The organism is Mariniluteicoccus flavus, assembly GCF_054776655.1.
Window position 1 is genome coordinate 734,816 of sequence record NZ_BAAHBN010000001.1, and the last position, 15,559, is coordinate 750,374.

14 protein-coding genes and 1 riboswitch are annotated in these 15,559 nt (G+C 72.3%); of the genes, 4 read left to right on the forward strand and 10 right to left on the reverse strand.

The genetic code is table 11. The annotated features are described in order from the left end of the window. Positions 1-112 precede the first annotated feature (112 nt). Positions 113-2,389, forward strand: a complete 2,277-nt coding sequence (gene treY / locus ACYVAG_RS03690) for a malto-oligosyltrehalose synthase (protein ID WP_460766641.1) — start codon at positions 113-115, stop codon at positions 2,387-2,389. Between the two features lie 4 nt (positions 2,390-2,393). Here the strand turns inward: treY and ACYVAG_RS03695 are convergent, their stop codons facing one another. The 4 genes from ACYVAG_RS03695 to thiC all read right to left on the reverse strand — a co-directional run bounded on the left by ACYVAG_RS03695 (position 2,394) and on the right by thiC (position 6,968). Then, positions 2,394-3,050, reverse strand: a complete 657-nt coding sequence (locus tag ACYVAG_RS03695; protein WP_460766644.1) for a thiamine phosphate synthase — start codon at positions 3,048-3,050, stop codon at positions 2,394-2,396. Beyond that, complete coding sequence (gene thiM / locus ACYVAG_RS03700) at positions 3,047-3,829, reverse strand: hydroxyethylthiazole kinase (protein WP_460766647.1); 783 nt, start codon at positions 3,827-3,829, stop codon at positions 3,047-3,049. Before thiM ends, ACYVAG_RS03695 begins: the two co-directional genes overlap by 4 nt. 17 nt (positions 3,830-3,846) lie before the next feature. Further along, entirely contained in the window at positions 3,847-5,193 is a 1,347-nt protein-coding gene (locus tag ACYVAG_RS03705; RefSeq protein WP_460766649.1) for an MFS transporter, read from the reverse strand. After that, positions 5,190-6,968: a phosphomethylpyrimidine synthase ThiC gene (thiC, locus tag ACYVAG_RS03710; RefSeq protein WP_460766652.1), complete on the reverse strand. Its 1,779-nt coding sequence runs from the start codon at positions 6,966-6,968 to the stop codon at positions 5,190-5,192. The genes ACYVAG_RS03705 and thiC overlap by 4 nt, the downstream gene beginning before the upstream one ends. After that, a riboswitch (TPP riboswitch) is annotated at positions 6,964-7,071 on the reverse strand. (Overlaps the previous gene by 5 nt.) 31 nt (positions 7,072-7,102) lie before the next feature. Between thiC and thiD the strand changes: the two genes are divergently transcribed. Both thiD and ppk2 read left to right on the forward strand, forming a co-directional pair. Continuing rightward, positions 7,103-7,939: a bifunctional hydroxymethylpyrimidine kinase/phosphomethylpyrimidine kinase gene (gene thiD / locus ACYVAG_RS03715; RefSeq protein ID WP_460766655.1), complete on the forward strand. Its 837-nt coding sequence runs from the start codon at positions 7,103-7,105 to the stop codon at positions 7,937-7,939. Positions 7,940-8,079: 140 nt separating this feature from the next. Next, a complete protein-coding gene (gene ppk2, locus ACYVAG_RS03720; RefSeq protein ID WP_460766658.1) occupies positions 8,080-8,934 on the forward strand; it encodes a polyphosphate kinase 2 in 855 nt (284 codons plus the stop codon). Here the strand turns inward: ppk2 and ACYVAG_RS03725 are convergent. From ACYVAG_RS03725 to ACYVAG_RS03745, 5 genes are read right to left on the reverse strand one after another with little or no spacing between them, the layout of a single operon-like run. Next, positions 8,931-9,521, reverse strand: coding sequence for a class I SAM-dependent DNA methyltransferase (locus ACYVAG_RS03725; RefSeq protein WP_460766660.1), 591 nt, complete (start codon positions 9,519-9,521; stop codon positions 8,931-8,933). The genes ppk2 and ACYVAG_RS03725 overlap by 4 nt on opposite strands. Then, positions 9,518-10,264 carry a PIG-L deacetylase family protein gene (locus tag ACYVAG_RS03730; RefSeq protein WP_460766663.1) on the reverse strand — a complete coding sequence of 249 codons (747 nt, stop codon included), beginning with the start codon at positions 10,262-10,264 and terminating at the stop codon, positions 9,518-9,520. The genes ACYVAG_RS03725 and ACYVAG_RS03730 overlap by 4 nt, the downstream gene beginning before the upstream one ends. Beyond that, positions 10,261-11,367, reverse strand: a complete 1,107-nt coding sequence (locus tag ACYVAG_RS03735; RefSeq protein ID WP_460766666.1) for an acyl-CoA dehydrogenase — start codon at positions 11,365-11,367, stop codon at positions 10,261-10,263. Before ACYVAG_RS03735 ends, ACYVAG_RS03730 begins: the two co-directional genes overlap by 4 nt. A gap of 2 nt (positions 11,368-11,369) precedes the next feature. Next, positions 11,370-12,044 carry a glycosyltransferase family 2 protein gene (locus ACYVAG_RS03740; protein ID WP_460766669.1) on the reverse strand — a complete coding sequence of 225 codons (675 nt, stop codon included), beginning with the start codon at positions 12,042-12,044 and terminating at the stop codon, positions 11,370-11,372. After that, positions 12,031-13,236 (reverse strand): zinc-dependent alcohol dehydrogenase, encoded by a 1,206-nt coding sequence (locus ACYVAG_RS03745; RefSeq protein WP_460766672.1) that lies wholly within the window; start codon positions 13,234-13,236, stop codon positions 12,031-12,033. The genes ACYVAG_RS03740 and ACYVAG_RS03745 overlap by 14 nt, the downstream gene beginning before the upstream one ends. Positions 13,237-13,420: 184 nt before the next feature. Here ACYVAG_RS03745 and ACYVAG_RS03750 point away from each other — a divergent pair, with 184 nt between their 5' ends. After that, positions 13,421-14,146 carry a DUF72 domain-containing protein gene (locus ACYVAG_RS03750; protein ID WP_460766675.1) on the forward strand — a complete coding sequence of 242 codons (726 nt, stop codon included), beginning with the start codon at positions 13,421-13,423 and terminating at the stop codon, positions 14,144-14,146. A 158-nt stretch (positions 14,147-14,304) separates the two neighbouring features. On the opposite strand, the gene tuf is transcribed toward ACYVAG_RS03750, so the two are convergent. Further along, complete coding sequence (tuf, locus tag ACYVAG_RS03755) at positions 14,305-15,498, reverse strand: elongation factor Tu (protein ID WP_460766678.1); 1,194 nt, start codon at positions 15,496-15,498, stop codon at positions 14,305-14,307. Between the last annotated feature and the right edge of the window lie 61 nt (positions 15,499-15,559).

The window sequence follows — 15,559 nt, forward strand, 5'->3', positions numbered from 1 at the left end:
CGGCCGCCCAATGACGCCATGGAAGCGGATCCGGGGCCGCCCCGGCGCGCCGTCAGAGGCGGAACGTTCCACGGCTCGTCGGCACCACATCGCCACAAGTAGGCTCGCCCCTGTGACGACTCCCACCTCGACCTATCGCCTGCAGATCCGCGACTCGCTGACGCTCGACGACGCGGCCGGGCTCGCCGACTATCTCACCGACCTGGGGGTGGACGCGGTCTACCTCTCCCCCATCCTGACCTCGACGCGCGGGTCGGACCACGGCTATGACACAACCGACCCGACCACGATCGACCCCGCGCGCGGCGGCGAGGCGGGCTGGCGCGCGCTCGTCGGGCAGGCCCGCGCGAACGGCCTCAAGGTCGTCGTCGACATCGTGCCGAACCACCTCGGCATCTCCGCCCCGGCGGAGAACCCGGCCTGGTGGGACGTGCTGGCGAAGGGGCGCGATTCGGCGTACGCGGGGTGGTTCGACATCGACTGGACGCGCGAGCCGGTGCTGGTGCCGATCCTCGGCGACGACCCCGAGGCGCTCGAGATCGCCGACGGCGATGGCGGGCCGGAGGTGCGCTACCACGAGCACCGCTTCCCGATCGCCGCAGGGACGTACGCGCCTGGCGACGCCGTCGCCGACGTGCTCGCGCGGCAGCACTATCGCCTCGCGCCGTGGCGCAGCGGCGCCGACGAGCTGAACTACCGCCGGTTCTTCGCCGTGACGACGCTCGCGGGCGTCCGCGTGGAGGAGCCGGAGGTCTTCGACGCGACCCACGAGCGCGTGCTGCGCTGGGTGGACGAGGACCACATCGAGGGCCTGCGCATCGACCACCCCGACGGACTCGTCGACCCCGGCGCCTACCTGACCCGCCTGCGCGAGGCCGCGCCCAAGGCGTGGATCATCGCCGAGAAGATCCTCGAGCACGGCGAGCAGCTCCCCGCCGACTGGCCGGTCGAGGGCACCACGGGCTATGACGCGATGAACGAGGTCGGCCGCCTGATGGTCGACCCCCGCGCCGAGGAGTTCTTCACGGCGCTCTATCGCGAGATGACCGGCGACGAGCGCGACATCGCCGCGCACATCCTTGTGGGCAAGGAGATGGCGGCGACCGTCCTGCTGCCGGCCGAGCTCGACCGGCTCGTCACGCTGGCGCCCGGGCTGGACGGACCCCGCGTACGCGAGGCCCTCGTCGCGATCGCCGCCCACATGGAGGTCTATCGCTCCTACCTGCCCGCCGGCGTCGAGCGCCTGCAGGCCGCGGCCGACGCCGCGATCGCCGAGAACCCTGCACTGGAAGGGATCGTGGGCGACCTGATGCCGCTCCTGTCCGACCCCGACCAGGAGGTCGCGCGCCGCTTCCAGCAGTTCACGGGCGCGGTCATGGCGAAGGGCGTCGAGGACACGGCCTATTACCGCTATGGGCGCTTCGTCGCGCTCAACGAGGTCGGGGGCAACCCGGCCGCGTTCGGCTCGACCCTCGATGATTTCCATGCGGAGCAGGAGAAGCGCCAGGCCGACCAGCCCTCGTCGATGACGTCGCTGTCGACCCACGACACCAAGCGCGGCGAGGACGTGCGGGCGCGGCTGGCCGTGCTGAGCGAGATCGGTGACCACTGGGCCGAGCTCGTCGGGGCGTTCCTCGCCCATGGACGCGACGTGCCGAGTCGCCCCTTCGTGTATTTCCTGACCCAGAACATCGTCGGCGCGGGGCTGGTCGAGCGCGAGCGGCTCCACGCGTACGCCGAGAAGGCGATGCGGGAGGCCGCCGACGGCACCACGTGGAGCGACCCCGACGCCGACTTCGAGGCGGCGGTGCACGCACTGGTCGACATGGCGTACGACCAGGACGGGCTGAACGACCGGCTCGAGAAGCTGCTGGCGCTCATCGAGCAGCCGGGATGGTCGAATTCCCTGGCTCAGAAGCTGATCCAGCTCACCATGCCGGGTGTCCCGGACGTCTATCAGGGCACCGAGCTGTGGGAAGACTCGCTGGTCGACCCCGACAACCGGCGCCGGGTCGACTTCGACGAGCGCCGCCGCCTGCTCGCCACCACCGAGGCGCCCCGCGTCGACGGCAGCGGCCACGCCAAGCTCTGGGTCACCACGAAGGCCCTGCGGCTGCGGCGCGAGCGCCCCGAGCTGTTCTCGGCGTACGCACCCCTGCGCGCCGACGGCGCGGCGGCCGACCACCTGGTGGCGTTCGACCGGGGCGGGGCGATCACCGTGGCGACGCGGCTGCCCTACACGCTGGCGACCGAGGGCGGCTGGCGCGACACCCGGCTCGAGCTGGCGGGCGCGTACACCGACGTGCTGACGGGCGCTCGCCACGAGGGACGGGTCGCGGTCAGCGACCTGATGCACCACTTCCCGGTGGCGCTGCTGGTGAAGGACTGACCTCTCACCGGGCCGCGGATTGCCACCCCGCCAAGCAGCGCTCGACCACCGCGCCCGGGTCTGCCGCGCCCATGATCGCACGCACCAGCGCCACCCCCGCGATCCCCGTGGCGGCGAGGCTGGCCACGTCGTCGGGCCGGACGTCGCCGATCGCGATGATGGGCAGCGAGGTCGCGGCGACCAGCGGCGGATAGCCGGCCAGCCCGAGGGGTTCCCGGCCGGAGTCCTTGGTCGGCGTCGGCCGGAACGGCCCCGCCCCCAGATAGTCCGGACGGTCGCCGCCGCGCCGCGACTCGGCCTCGACCACGAGGTCCCGCGTGCCCGTCGTGAGCCCGATGACGGCCTGCGACCCCAACATCGCGCGGGCGTCGGCCACGGCGAGGTCGTCCTGGCCCAGGTGGACCCCGTGGACGTGGGCTCCGGCGCGGCGGGCCGCGTACGCCACGTCGGCCCGGTCGTCGACGATCACCGTCGTGGCCGGGGCGACCGCGGACACCGCGTCGGCGACCGCGCGGACGAGGGCGAGCAGTTCGCGGGTGGTGGCCTCCTTCGCCCTGACCTGGACCATGCCGGCCCCGGCCCGCGCGGCGGCCGCCGCGGCGCTCACCGTCGGTGCACCGGTGCCGGAGGTGACGACGTGGACGCGCCAATCGACCGTCATTGCAGGACCATCCGCGTGGCGACCTCGTCGGGCGAGACCGCGGCGAGCGCGTCGAGCAGCGCGACCCGGAAGCTCCCCGGCCCCGAGGACCGCTCGAGCGCCGACTCCGCGGCCACCGTGAGGAGCGCAGTCGCGGCCACGGCGGCGATGCGCGCCTCCGTCGCCGCGACGAGCGCCGCGGTGAGGGCGCCGAGGAGGCAGCCGGTTCCGGTCACGCGGGTCAACATCGGCGTCCCGTTGGCCAGACGGACGACGGTCGTGGCGTCGACGAGGTGGTCGACCGCCCCCGACGCCGCGACGACGCACCGGTGATGGCAGGCCAGCTCGTGGGCGACGGCCGCAACCGCGGCAGGCTCCAGGGTGGAGTCCGCTCCCCTGCCGCCCTGCCCACCGACGAGCACGAGGATCTCCGAGGCGTTGCCCCGGACGACCGCAGGGCCCTCGTGGAGGAGCGTGCGCGCCAGCGGGGTCCGCACCGGGGCCAGGCCCACGGCGGTCGGGTCGAGCACCCACGGGACTCCGGCCGCTCGGGCCGCCGCGACCGTCGCCGGAATGCCGGCCGCGCCGTCGCGGCTCAGCGTGCCGAGGTTGACCAGGAGGGCGTCGGCGGATCCCACGAGGGTCGGCGCCTCCTCCTTGGTCTCGGTCATCATCGGCCGCGCGCCCGCCGCGAGCAGGCCGTCGGCGACGAGCGACATCGAGGCCGTGGACACGATGCAGTGCACCAAGGGCGCGTCTCGGCGGAACGCCTCGAGCGCGGCGGTGACGTCGGCCCTCAACGGGTTCCCCTCCGCGCTCACGAGGCGGCCACCGTGTCGACGTCGTCGTCGAGTTCGTGGGGCGACAGCCGGGGGCCCGCCGCGCCGAAGGACGCCACGAGGACGCCGCCCAGCGCCAGCAGGACCATGACCGAGCCGTCCCGGCCGAGCCACCTCTCGACGGTGGGCAGCCAGAACGGATAGAGGGCCGGGCCGACGATCGAGAGCGAGTAGGCCGTGCCATAGCCCGTGGCCCGCACGTGCGCCGGGAAACGCTCCGCAAGGTAGGCGCCGATCGGCCCGTACGCCGTGACGGTCACGACCTGCAGCCCGATGGCCCCGACCATGATCACGAGCGGGGCGAGCGTCGAGCTGGACATCAGCAGCCACCAGAGCAGCGGCGCCGTGATCGCGGCGAGGCTCCCCCACACTACGAAGAACCGCCGGCGTCCGAGGAGGCTCGACAGGTGACCGGTCGCGGCCATGACGAACGCCTGCGCGATCGCCGCCACCCCCATCACCACGGCCACCCGGCCCGCGGGCAGCCCCACGTCGGTCGCGAGCCGCTGGGTCAGGACGATGACGACCAGGTTGGTCAGGATCCACAGGCCCGTCATCAGCCCGAACACCTGCCAGAAGGCCCGCGCGTACGCCCCCACCAGCACCGCCCGCAGGCCGACGGCGACCGGCTGGTCCGCCACCTGCTCCCGGCGCCGGGTCACGGCGGGCGCGTCGGCCACCCGCGCGCGGTAGTAGGCCAGCAGGGCCAGGCTCCCGAGGCCGCCCGCGACGAACGCGAGGCGCCAGCCCCAGGCCGCGTACGCCGCGGGTCCCAGCGCCGCGAACAGCCCCGCGGTGGCGAAGGCGATCGTCGACTGGGCCCACGGCGCCATCGACATGATCAGGCCCGACACGAGGCCGCGCCGCCGCGGCCGGGACCACTCCATGGCCAGCGGGATGGCCGAGGTGTATTCGCCGGCGAGGAACACCCCACCGAGCAGCCGCAGCGCGATGACGAGCCCGATGGCCCACGCGCCGATCGCGGTGTGGCCCGGCACCGCGGCGATGGCGAGCGAGCACGCCGCGGTCCCGGCGATCGCGACCTTTGTCGTGGCCGTGCGCCCCACCCGGTCGGCGATGCGCCCGAAGATGATCGCCCCGAGCGGACGCCCCAGGAGGGTGGCCATGATGACGACCGCACCGGTCGTCGCCGAGGCGTGGGTCCCGGCGAGCGTCGGCAGGGCCGGGGTGAGCGCCACGACGGGCAGGAAGATGTTGATCTGGTCGACGTAGTTGCCGATCACCCCGCCCCGGACCGCCGCCCTGCCCTCCACGGGCAGGTCGGGGACGAGGCGGCGCCCGCTCTCCGTGGCGATCGCGGTCACCGGACCGTCACGTCGGCGTCGTCCTTCGCGCCCGCCGGCCCCGGGCGGAGATAGACGCTCGAGCCGAGCTCGACGAACTCCTGGGCCTTCCGCGCCAGGCCGGACGCCTGCTCCTCGGCGGTCGCGCCGAACGTGTCGCGGATGTCCTGACTGATGCGCATCGAGCAGAACTTCGGCCCGCACATCGAGCAGAAGTGTGCGGTCTTGGCGGGCTCGGCCGGCAGCGTCTCGTCGTGGTAGGCCATGGCCGTCTGCGGGTCGAGCGAGAGCGCGAACTGGTCGTGCCAGCGGAACTCGAACCGCGCCTTGCTCAGGGCGTCGTCGCGCGTACGCGCCCCCGGGTGGCGCTTGGCCACGTCGGCGGCGTGGGCCGCGATCTTGTAGGTGATGACGCCGGTCTTCACGTCGTCGCGGTTGGGCAGGCCGAGGTGTTCCTTCGGGGTGACATAGCAGAGCATCGCCGTGCCGTGACGCGCGATCTCGGTCGCGCCGATGGCTGAGGTGATGTGGTCATAGCCCGGCGCGATGTCGGTCACCAGCGGGCCGAGGGTGTAGAACGGCGCGCCGTGGCACCAGTCCTGCTGGAGCCGGACGTTCTCCTCGACGAGGTCGAGCGGCACGTGGCCCGGGCCCTCGACCATGACCTGCACGTCGTGGCGCCAGGCGCGCTCGGTGAGCTCGGCCAGCGTACGCAGCTCCGCGAGCTGGGCCTCGTCGTTGGCATCGGCGACCGAGCCGGGGCGCAGGCCGTCGCCGAGGGAGAACGCGATGTCATAGCGGGCGAAGATCTCGCAGAGCTCGTCGAAGTGGGTGTAGAGGAACGACTCCTGGTGGTGGGCGAGGCACCAGCCGGCCATGATCGAACCGCCGCGGCTGACGATGCCGGTGACCCGCCGGGCGGTGAGCGGCACATAGCGCAGGAGGACGCCGGCGTGGATCGTCATGTAGTCGACACCCTGCTCGGCCTGCTCGACGACGGTGTCGCGGAAGACCTCCCAGGTCAGGGCCTCGGCCCGTCCGTCGACCTTCTCGAGGGCCTGGTAGATCGGGACGGTGCCGATCGGCACCGGGCTGTTGCGGATCAGCCACTCGCGCGTGGTGTGGATGTCGTCGCCGGTCGACAGGTCCATGACCGTGTCCGCGCCCCAGAGCGTGGCCCAGCTGAGCTTGTCGACCTCCTCGGCGATCGACGAGGTCACCGCGCTGTTGCCGATGTTGGCGTTGACCTTGGTCAGGAACGCCCGCCCGATGATCATGGGCTCCGACTCGGGGTGGTTGACGTTGACGGGAATGATCGCGCGGCCGGCGGCGACCTCCTCGACGACCAACTCGACGCTGCAGCCCTCGCGCAGCGCCACGAAGCGCATCTCGGGCGTGACCTCGCCACGGCGCGCGTAGTGCATCTGCGTGACGCAGGCGCCGTCGCGGCCGCGCAGCGGGGAGCGCCGCTCGCCCTTCCACGCCAGGGACGCCTCGCCCCGGCGGATCGCCGAGCGACCGTCGTCGGCGAGGTCGCGGTCGCGGCCCGCGTACGTCTCGACGTCGCCGCGGCCGGTGATCCAGTCGTGCCGGAACGGGGCCAGACCGACCTCGGGGTCGGAGCCCGGGCCGCGCGTGCGATAGAGGTGCACGTCGGGGTTCGGGGTCCCGTCGGGGCTGTCGGCGAGCCGGACCGCCGTCACCGGCACGCCGATGGTGGGATCGGCCTCGTCGACCACGAGGTGGGGACGGTGTTGGGGGTGGACCTCTTCGTGGGCACGTTCCTGGGTGCGCATCAGCGCCTCCTCTTCCTTCGCCGGCATGACCCGGACAGGTTCAGACGGTCCGCGCGGCGACAGCGCGATCTCAGCTCGTGCCCGAGCTCCCGTGGGGATGTCATCACCCTAACCCGCCCGGTAGCGTCCCGTGCATGACCCCCGCGTACGCCGGCCCCGGCCGCCCGCCCATCGCCCTGACGATCGCCGGCAGCGACCCCTCGGGCGGCGCCGGAATCCAGGCCGACCTCAAGACCTTCAGCGCACTGGGCGCCTTCGGCACCAGCGTCATCACCGCCCTCACGGCCCAGGCGACCACCGGGGTGACCGGCGTCCACGAGGTGCCGGTCGACTTCGTGCGCGAGCAGGTGGAGACGCTGGTGGCGGACGTCACCATCGACGTCGTGAAGGTCGGCATGCTCTCGTCGGCGGCGCTCGTGGCGGTGGTCCGCGAGGCGCTGGAGGGGCCGCTGGCCGGCGTACCGGTGGTGCTGGACCCGGTGATGGTCTCGACCTCGGGTTCGCGCCTGCTGGCCGACGACGCGGTCGGCGCGCTGCGGGAGCTCATCCCCCGCGCCGACGTCCTCACGCCCAACCTGCCGGAGGCCGCCGTCCTCCTCGGTGTCGACCTCGCGGGCGACGAGGCGACGATGCGTACGCAGGCGGAATCACTGTGTGCGTGGGGAACGCGGCGCGTGCTGCTCAAGGGCGGGCACCTCGACGGACCCGACGCGGTCGACCTCTGGTGGTCTCCCGAGGACGGGCCGGTGACCCTGCGTACGCCGCGGGTCGCGACGGCCCACACGCACGGCACCGGCTGCACGCTCAGCTCGGCCATCGCGGCGCTCCGCCCGCGGCACGAGGCCTGGCTCCCCGCGGTCCACGAAGCGAAGGCGTGGCTGACCGAGGCGCTGCGGCAAGCGAACGAGCTGCGGGTGGGTCGGGGCCCGGGGCCGGTGCACCACTTCCACGAGCTGGAGCGCTGGAGATGATCGCCGGGGATCGTTCCCGCGCCCGCGCGTACGGCCTAGTCTGACCGGATGAGCAGATCTGGCCGGATGAGCCGATCTGGCCGGATGAGCCGATCTGGCCGGATGAGCCGATCTGGCCCGATGAACCGAGGAGGTCGCCGATGAGCAGGGTGAAGCGCCTGAACAAGGCCGTGTATGAGGCCGAGCTGCTGCGCCTGCAGGCCGAGCTGGTCAAGATGCAGGAGTGGGTGAAGGCCACCGGGCAGCGCGTCGTGGTGGTGTTCGAGGGCCGGGACGCCGCCGGCAAGGGCGGCGCGATCAAGCGGGTCACCGAATATCTCAACCCCCGCGTGGCGAAGATCGTCGCGCTGCCGGCGCCGACCGACCGGCAGCGGACGCAGTGGTATTTCCAGCGCTACATCGAGCACCTGCCCGCCGCCGGCGAGATCGTGCTGTTCGACCGCTCCTGGTACAACCGCGCCGGCGTCGAGAAGGTCATGGGCTATTGCACGCAGGCCGAGTATCACCGCTTCCTCCACCAGACGCCGATCTTCGAGCGGCTGCTGATCGAGGACGGCGTGATCCTCCGCAAATATTGGTTCTCGGTCTCCGACAAGGAGCAGGAGAAGCGGTTCCGGTCGCGGCTCACCGACCCCATGCGGCGCTGGAAGCTGTCCCCCACCGACCTCGAGTCGCTGACGCGGTGGGAGGACTATTCGCGGGCGAAGGACGAGATGCTGGTCCACACCGACATCCCCGAGGCTCCGTGGAACGTGGTCGAGTCCGAGGACAAGCGCCGCGCGCGCATCAACATGATCGCCCACCTGCTGGAGTCGATCCCGTACGAGGACGTGCCGGTGCCGGAGATCCGCGTACCGAAGCGGCCGGCGTCGACCGGCTATCAGCGGCCCGACCGCGAGCTGCAGCACGAGGTGCCGGACTATGCGGCGAGCCTGCCGTCGGACGTGGCCGACCTGACGAAGGTGCGGGTGCGGGGCGGGCGCGAGCGCACCTAGGCGAGGCCCTCGACCTGCGCGACCGAGCGCGGGTCGTGCGCCAGCACCGTCAGGCGGAAGTCGTCCTCGACGTGTTCGGCGATCACGTGAAGCTCAGATCCCTGTCTCAGCAGGGAATCGGCCTCGTCGCCGGTCAGGGGATAGTCGTCGACCGGGTGGCGCCAGTGCACCGCGACGAGGTGGCCGTCTGGCGTGAGGTGGTCGGCCGCGGTCGCGGCGACGCGCGGCAGGTCCTCCCCCGAGAGGTAGTAGGCCACCTCGCTCAGCACGATCAGGTCGTACGCCTCGTCGGGCCAGGCGTCGGTGAGGCTCCAGCGCCGCACCTCGACATCGCGACCGGCGAGCCGGGCCCGCGTACGCTCCACGGCGGACTCGACGAGGTCGCAGGCGACCAGCCGGTCGCAGCGATCAGCGAGGCCCTCGCTGAGCACGCCGATGGAACAGCCGGGCTCGAACGCCGCGCGATAGCGCCGCCGCGGCAGGCTGGCGAGGGTGACGGCGCGCTTGCGCTCCTCATACCAACGCGTCTCGAAGCCCCACGGGTCGTCGGCGGCGGCGTACATGGCGTCGAAATAGCCGTCCTTCACGTGAACACCACCTCGCGGGGGGTCACGAGGCGGTCGATGACGAAGGGCGGCAGGATGGGGTCGATGCCCGCCGCGGGCGGCTCGAGCTGGCTGGTGAAGCGCGCCACCGCCTCGCGCTTGCGGGCGAGGTCGGCCTCCCCCACCCCCCACCCGTACGCCCGGCTCCACGGCACACGCGGGTCGCCGGGCTGCGCCCAGTGCCACATCCAGACCGGGTATTCCACCAGGGTCGCCCCCGCCGTGGCGCACGCCCTCGCCGCCGCGCGGCCGGTGGCCTCGTGGTCGGGGTGGCCGTCGCCGCGCCAGGTGGCGAGGCAGGTGTCGCCGGGGCCGAGGTGATCGGCCAGCAGGCCGGCGAGGCGGTCCTCGTGGCCGGCGACAGCGCCGTCGGGCAGGGCCATCCGTCGCGGGGGCGCGAGCCCGAGGACGGCGCAGGCCTCCTCGGACTCCCGGGTGCGGATCGCGGCGAGCTCGTCGGGGTCGAGCATGGGATAGGCGGCGGTGCCGTCGGTCACGGCGATGACGACGACCTCGACGCCGCGGCCGGCGAGCGCGGCGGCGAGGGCCCCCACGCCGAGGACCTCGTCGTCGGGGTGGGGCGCGACGACGACCACGCGGGTCCACGCCGACGGGTCGAGCGGCGGGAGGTCCGGACCATGATCAGCCCAGACCTCGGCCGGCGTACCGCGGTCGGACTCGGACTCGGCGACGACGCCGAGGCGATCGGCGTTGGATTCGATCATGGTCTGCTCCTCGACTCGCTGCGCTCGCTCGGAGAACGTGGGGAGGCGAGCTCGCTCGGAGAACGTGGGGAGGCCAGCTCGCTCGGAGAACGCGGGGCGACCAGCTCGCTCGGAGAACGTGTCGACGCGAGCTCGCCCAGCCCCGCCAGGTCACGCTCCGCGTGGCTCTGCCGCAGATAGACCGTGAGGTCGGCGACCGCCTGCGCGTGGTCGGCGTCGAGGCACAGCGGCCCCGCGCCGAGCGCGCGGCCGACGCGCTCGAGGGTGAGCGCGGCGGCCGATTCGACGATCGCGCGGAGACGGAGGGCGCGGAGGCGGGCGGCGTCCACTCGCTGCGCTTGCTCAGCCAACGTGAATGGTTCCTCCGACGCCCCGTCCAGCTCTTCCGCCGCCGCGTCCAGCGCCCAGCGCGCCCCCGCCAGGGCCGCGTCCACGGCGCCCAGGTGGGCCCGCGCGTGCGCGTCGCGCGGACGGGCGGCCAGCGCACGCGCGACCGCCTCCGCCCCGCCGAGCCAGCACGCGGCGACCCCGGCCCCGCCGTGCCAGAACCCGGGCCGCTCGAGATAGTCGTCCCCCGTGCCGACGATCTGGGCCGCGGCGTCGTCGAGGTGGACCGTCCAGGTGTGCGAGCGCGCCATGCCGGCGTTGTGCCACGGGCCGTCCTCGACCCGTACGCCCGGCTGGTCGAGCGCGACCGAGGCGAGCAGTCGGCGTTCCGGATCGTCGGCGGACCGCACAGTCAGAAGCGCGTGGCTGCACCAGCCCGCCCCCGAGCACCACGGCTTGGCGCCGCTCAGTCGGACGGAACCGGTGTCACCGTCGGCCATCACCAGGGGCAGCGGCGGCTCGGCCGCCCACACGCCCCACCACTCGCCCGCCGCCGGTCGATCGGCCGCGAGATCGGCCAGGATCGCGTCGGCGTCCCAGTGGGCCTCGGCGAGGCGACCGACGACGACGTCGACCGACGCCTCCTCGCGCAGCCGTCGCCAGCGCTCCCGGGTCCGGCCCGAGCCGGGCAGCGGCGGGGCAGGCTGGGCGATCACCGCACGGACGCGATCGCCGACGTCGTCATGGTCACGATGGTCGACTCGGAGCTCATCCATGATCAGATCCTCTCGCCCCCGGCCGTCTCGAGCCGGTCCAGGGTCGCCGAGAAACCGTCCGGGGTCCGGTGGGAGACGCGCGCCGACGTCACCACGGGGGCGGCCCCCGACCACGCGATGCGCAGGCCCGCGGCGTCGGCCCGCGCCACGAGGTCGGCGTCCTCGTGCACCGGCAGCGGCGCGAACCCGCCGAGCCGGGCGTACGCCTGCGCGCTGAGGCCCAGGTTCGCGCCGTGGACGTGGCGGTGGCCGTCGCGGGCTGCGTACGCCCGGTCGTGCGCCTGCCCGACCTCGGGCCCGCGGCCCGACCAGTCGTCGACCCGCACAGTCCCGACGACGACGTCGTGGTCGCGCGCCGCCGCGAGCTGCGCCGCCAGCCACGTCTCGGGCACCCGCGAGTCGGCGTCGGTGGTCGCGAACCACGTCGCCTCCCCCACCGGGACCGCGGCGAATCCTGCAGCGCGCGCCGCCCCCACGTTCCGGTGGTCGACCACCACGGTCGTCACCCCGCCGTGGACCCGTGCCGCGGTCTGGTCGGTGCAGCCGTCGAGCACGACGACCACCCGCACGGGCACGCGTACGCCCGCGGCCGCGCGGGACACCGAGGCCAGGCACGCGCCCAGCCAGTCCTCCTCGTCGTGCGCCGGGACGACGACGGTGATGTCACTGGGCTCCATGGACGCCGCCCGGGCGCAGGACCACCTTCACGCAGCCGTCGGACTTCTCCTGGAACATGGCGTACGCGTCGGCCGCGTCGTCCAGCGCGACCCGATGGGTGGCCAGGCCCTCGACGTCGAGGACCTCGTTGCCGTCGCGCACCAGCGCGAGCAGCTCGTCGGTCCACCGGCGGACGTTCGCCTGGCCCATGCGCAGGGTGAGCTGACGGTCGAACATCTCCATCATGGGCATCGGGTCGGCCATGCCGCCGTAGACGCCGGACAGCGACACCGTCCCGCCCCGGCGGGCGAGCCCGAGGGCGAGGTGGAGGGCGGCGAGGCGGTCGATGCCGGCCTTCTCGGTCGCCATCCGCGCCAGCGGCGCCGGCATGCTGCTGACGGCCTTGACCAGGGTCTCGGCGATCGGGCTGCCGTGGGCCTCCATGCCGACGGCGTCGATGACACCGTCGGCGCCGCGCCCGCCCGTGAGGTCGCGTACGGCCGCGACCGGGTCCTTGACCTCGGACACGTCGATCGTCTCGATGCCGTGGGCGCGGGCCGCGGCGAGCCGCTCGGGCACGAGATCGAGCCCGATGACCCGCTCGACGCCCTGCAGCTTCGCGCAGCGCGCGGCGAGCTGGCCCACCGGTCCGAGCCCGACGACCGCGACGGTGTCGCCGGCGCCGACCTCCGCGTACGCGACCGCCTGCCAGGCCGTGGGCAGGATGTCGGAGAGGTAGAGGAAGCGCTCGTCGGGGCCGTCGTGGGGGACGACGATCGGGCCGTACTGGGCCTGCGGGACGCGCAGGAGTTCGGCCTGGCCGCCGGGGACGGAGCCATACAGGCGCGTGTAGCCGAACAGCGCCGCGCCGCTGCCCTGGCTCGTGACCTGCGTGGTCTCGCACTGTGACTGCAGCCCGCGCTCGCACATCCAGCAGTGGCCGCAGGAGATGTTGAACGGGACGACGACGCGGTCGCCGACCCGGAGGTTCGAGACGCCCGAGCCGACCTCCTCGACAATGCCCATGGCCTCGTGGCCGAGGATGTCGCCCTTGTCGAGGAACGGCGCCAGCGGGCCGTAGAGGTGGAGGTCGGACCCGCAGATCGCGGTCGAGGTGACCCGCACGATCGCGTCGGTGGGCTCCTGGAGCACCGGATCGGGGACCTCGCGGACCTGCACGTCGTTCTTGCCCTGCCAGGTGACAGCCTTCATGTTCTCTCCTCGGCTTCGACTCGCTGCGCTCGCTCAGCCAGCGTGTGGGGTCTGCTCGCTCAGCCAGCGTGTGGGCACTCGCTGAGCCAGCGTGGTGGACCGCGTCTGGTCTGGACGCGGCGTACCCATCAATATATCGACATCGCTACGATGCCGGTGCAGGGAGGGGACGGAGGAAGGGCACATGGCACGCATCGGGACCTCGGGCTGGAGCTATGACCACTGGGACGACGTGCTGTGGCCCGCCGGCACGCCGGTGCGGGCCCGCCGCGACCACTACGTCGCGGCGTTCGACACCGTCGAACTGAACGCGAGCTTCTATCGCTGGCCCGCGACGACCACGTTCACCGGCTGGCACGACCGCCTGCCCGAGGGATTCGCGATGGCGGTGAAGGCGCCGCGCGTCATGACGCACAGCAAGAAGCTCCTCGATCCGGAGAGCTGGCTGCCGCGCCTCACCGAGGGGCTGCACGCACTCGGCGACCGTCGCGGCCCCCTGCTCGTGCAGCTCCCGCCCGGCCTCGCGCGCGACGACGCGCGGCTCGACCATTTCCTCGCCGCACTGCCGCCGTGGTCGCGCCCCGCGGTCGAGTTCCGCCACCCGTCCTGGCTCGACGACGCGGTGTTCGCGCTGCTGGAGCGGCGCGGGGCCGCGTACGTCGTGATGAGCGGAGCCGGCCTGCCGTGCGTGCTGCGGCGCACGGCCGCTGACGTCTACGTGCGGCTGCACGGCCCCGACCACGACCATCTGTACGCGGGTTCCTACTCCGACGACGACCTGCGCTGGTGGGCCGACCGGATCCGCGAGTGGGAGGACGGCGGCGCGCATGTCTGGGCGTACTTCAACAACGACGGGCACGGGCACGCCGTGCGCAACGCAAGGACGTTGCGGGGGATGTTGGGAAGCTAGCCCACCCACCCCCGTATTAGCGACCCGTAATCACACTCAGCACACCGTGCACGGTGTGCTGAGTGTGATTATCGGTCGCTAATACGAACTGAGGGGAAACAACGAGGCCCCGCACCCGAGTGGATGCGGGGCCTCGTTCAGGCCTGGGAGGCGTCAGATCACTTGAGGATCTTCGTGACGCGGCCGGCGCCGACGGTGCGACCACCCTCGCGGATGGCGAACTTCAGCTCCTCCTCCATGGCGATCGGCTGGATCAGCTTGACCGTCATGTCGGTGTTGTCGCCGGGCATGACCATCTCGGTGCCCTCGGGGAGGACGATGGTGCCGGTGACGTCGGTGGTGCGGAAGTAGAACTGCGGCGAGTAGTTCGAGAAGAACGGCTTGTGACGGCCACCCTCGTCCTTGTTGAGGATGTAGACGCGAGCCTCGAACTCGGTGTGCGGCGTGGTCGAGCCGGGCTTGATGACACACATGCCACGCTCGACGTCTTCCTTCTTGGTGCCGCGGAGCAGCAGGCCCACGTTCTCGCCGGCCTGGCCCTCGTCGAGGAGCTTGCGGAACATCTCGACGCCGGTGACGGTCGAGGTCTGCTTCTCCTCACGGATGCCGATGATGTCGACGGTCTCGTTGACCTTGACGATGCCACGCTCGATGCGGCCGGTGATGACGGTGCCACGACCGGTGATCGTGAAGACGTCCTCGACGGGCATGAGGAAGGGCTTGTCGGTCTCGCGCTCCGGCTGCGGGATGTATTCGTCCACAGCGTTCATGAGCTCGACGATCGACTCGGCCCACTTGGCGTCACCGTTCAGCGCCGGGAAGGCGGCCACGCGGACGACCGGGCAGTCGTCACCGTCGAACTCGTTGTCCGACAGCAGCTCGCGAACTTCCATCTCGACGAGCTCGATGAGCTCCTCGTCATCGACCATGTCGCACTTGTTGAGCGCGACGACGATCGAGGGGACGCCGACCTGGCGGGCCAGGAGGACGTGCTCGCGCGTCTGGGGCATCGGGCCGTCAGTGGCGGCGACCACGAGGATCGCGCCGTCCATCTGAGCAGCGCCGGTGATCATGTTCTTTACGTAGTCAGCGTGACCCGGGCAGTCGACGTGGGCGTAGTGACGCTTGTCGGTCTGGTATTCGATGTGCGCGATCGAGATCGTGATGCCGCGCTGACGCTCCTCGGGAGCCTTGTCGATCTGATCGAACGGCGAGGCCTCGTTGAGGTCCGGGTACGTGTCGTGGAGCACCTTCGAGATCGCCGCGGTCAAAGTGGTCTTGCCGTGGTCGATGTGCCCGATGGTGCCGATGTTGCAGTGCGGCTTGGTCCGCTCGAACTTGGCCTTTGCCACTTGGGCTCCTTCTGGGTCAATGCCCCGCGGGTTTGCGCGACATTCGTCTGGTTGGTTGGTC

Bases quoted from the DNA above. Each gene is read 5' to 3' on its own strand.
- ACYVAG_RS03695 (WP_460766644.1), bottom strand. From the start codon at position 3,050: ATGACGGTCGATTGGCGCGTCCACGTCGTCACCTCCGGCACCGGTGCA.
- thiC (WP_460766652.1), bottom strand. From the start codon at position 6,968: ATGCGCACCCAGGAACGTGCCCACGAAGAGGTCCACCCCCAACACCGT.
- thiD (WP_460766655.1), top strand. From the start codon at position 7,103: ATGACCCCCGCGTACGCCGGCCCCGGCCGCCCGCCCATCGCCCTGACG.
- ppk2 (WP_460766658.1), top strand. From the start codon at position 8,080: ATGAGCAGGGTGAAGCGCCTGAACAAGGCCGTGTATGAGGCCGAGCTG.
- ACYVAG_RS03730 (WP_460766663.1), bottom strand. From the start codon at position 10,264: ATGATCGAATCCAACGCCGATCGCCTCGGCGTCGTCGCCGAGTCCGAG.
- ACYVAG_RS03735 (WP_460766666.1), bottom strand. From the start codon at position 11,367: ATGGATGAGCTCCGAGTCGACCATCGTGACCATGACGACGTCGGCGAT.
- ACYVAG_RS03740 (WP_460766669.1), bottom strand. From the start codon at position 12,044: ATGGAGCCCAGTGACATCACCGTCGTCGTCCCGGCGCACGACGAGGAG.
- ACYVAG_RS03745 (WP_460766672.1), bottom strand. From the start codon at position 13,236: ATGAAGGCTGTCACCTGGCAGGGCAAGAACGACGTGCAGGTCCGCGAG.
- ACYVAG_RS03750 (WP_460766675.1), top strand. From the start codon at position 13,421: ATGGCACGCATCGGGACCTCGGGCTGGAGCTATGACCACTGGGACGAC.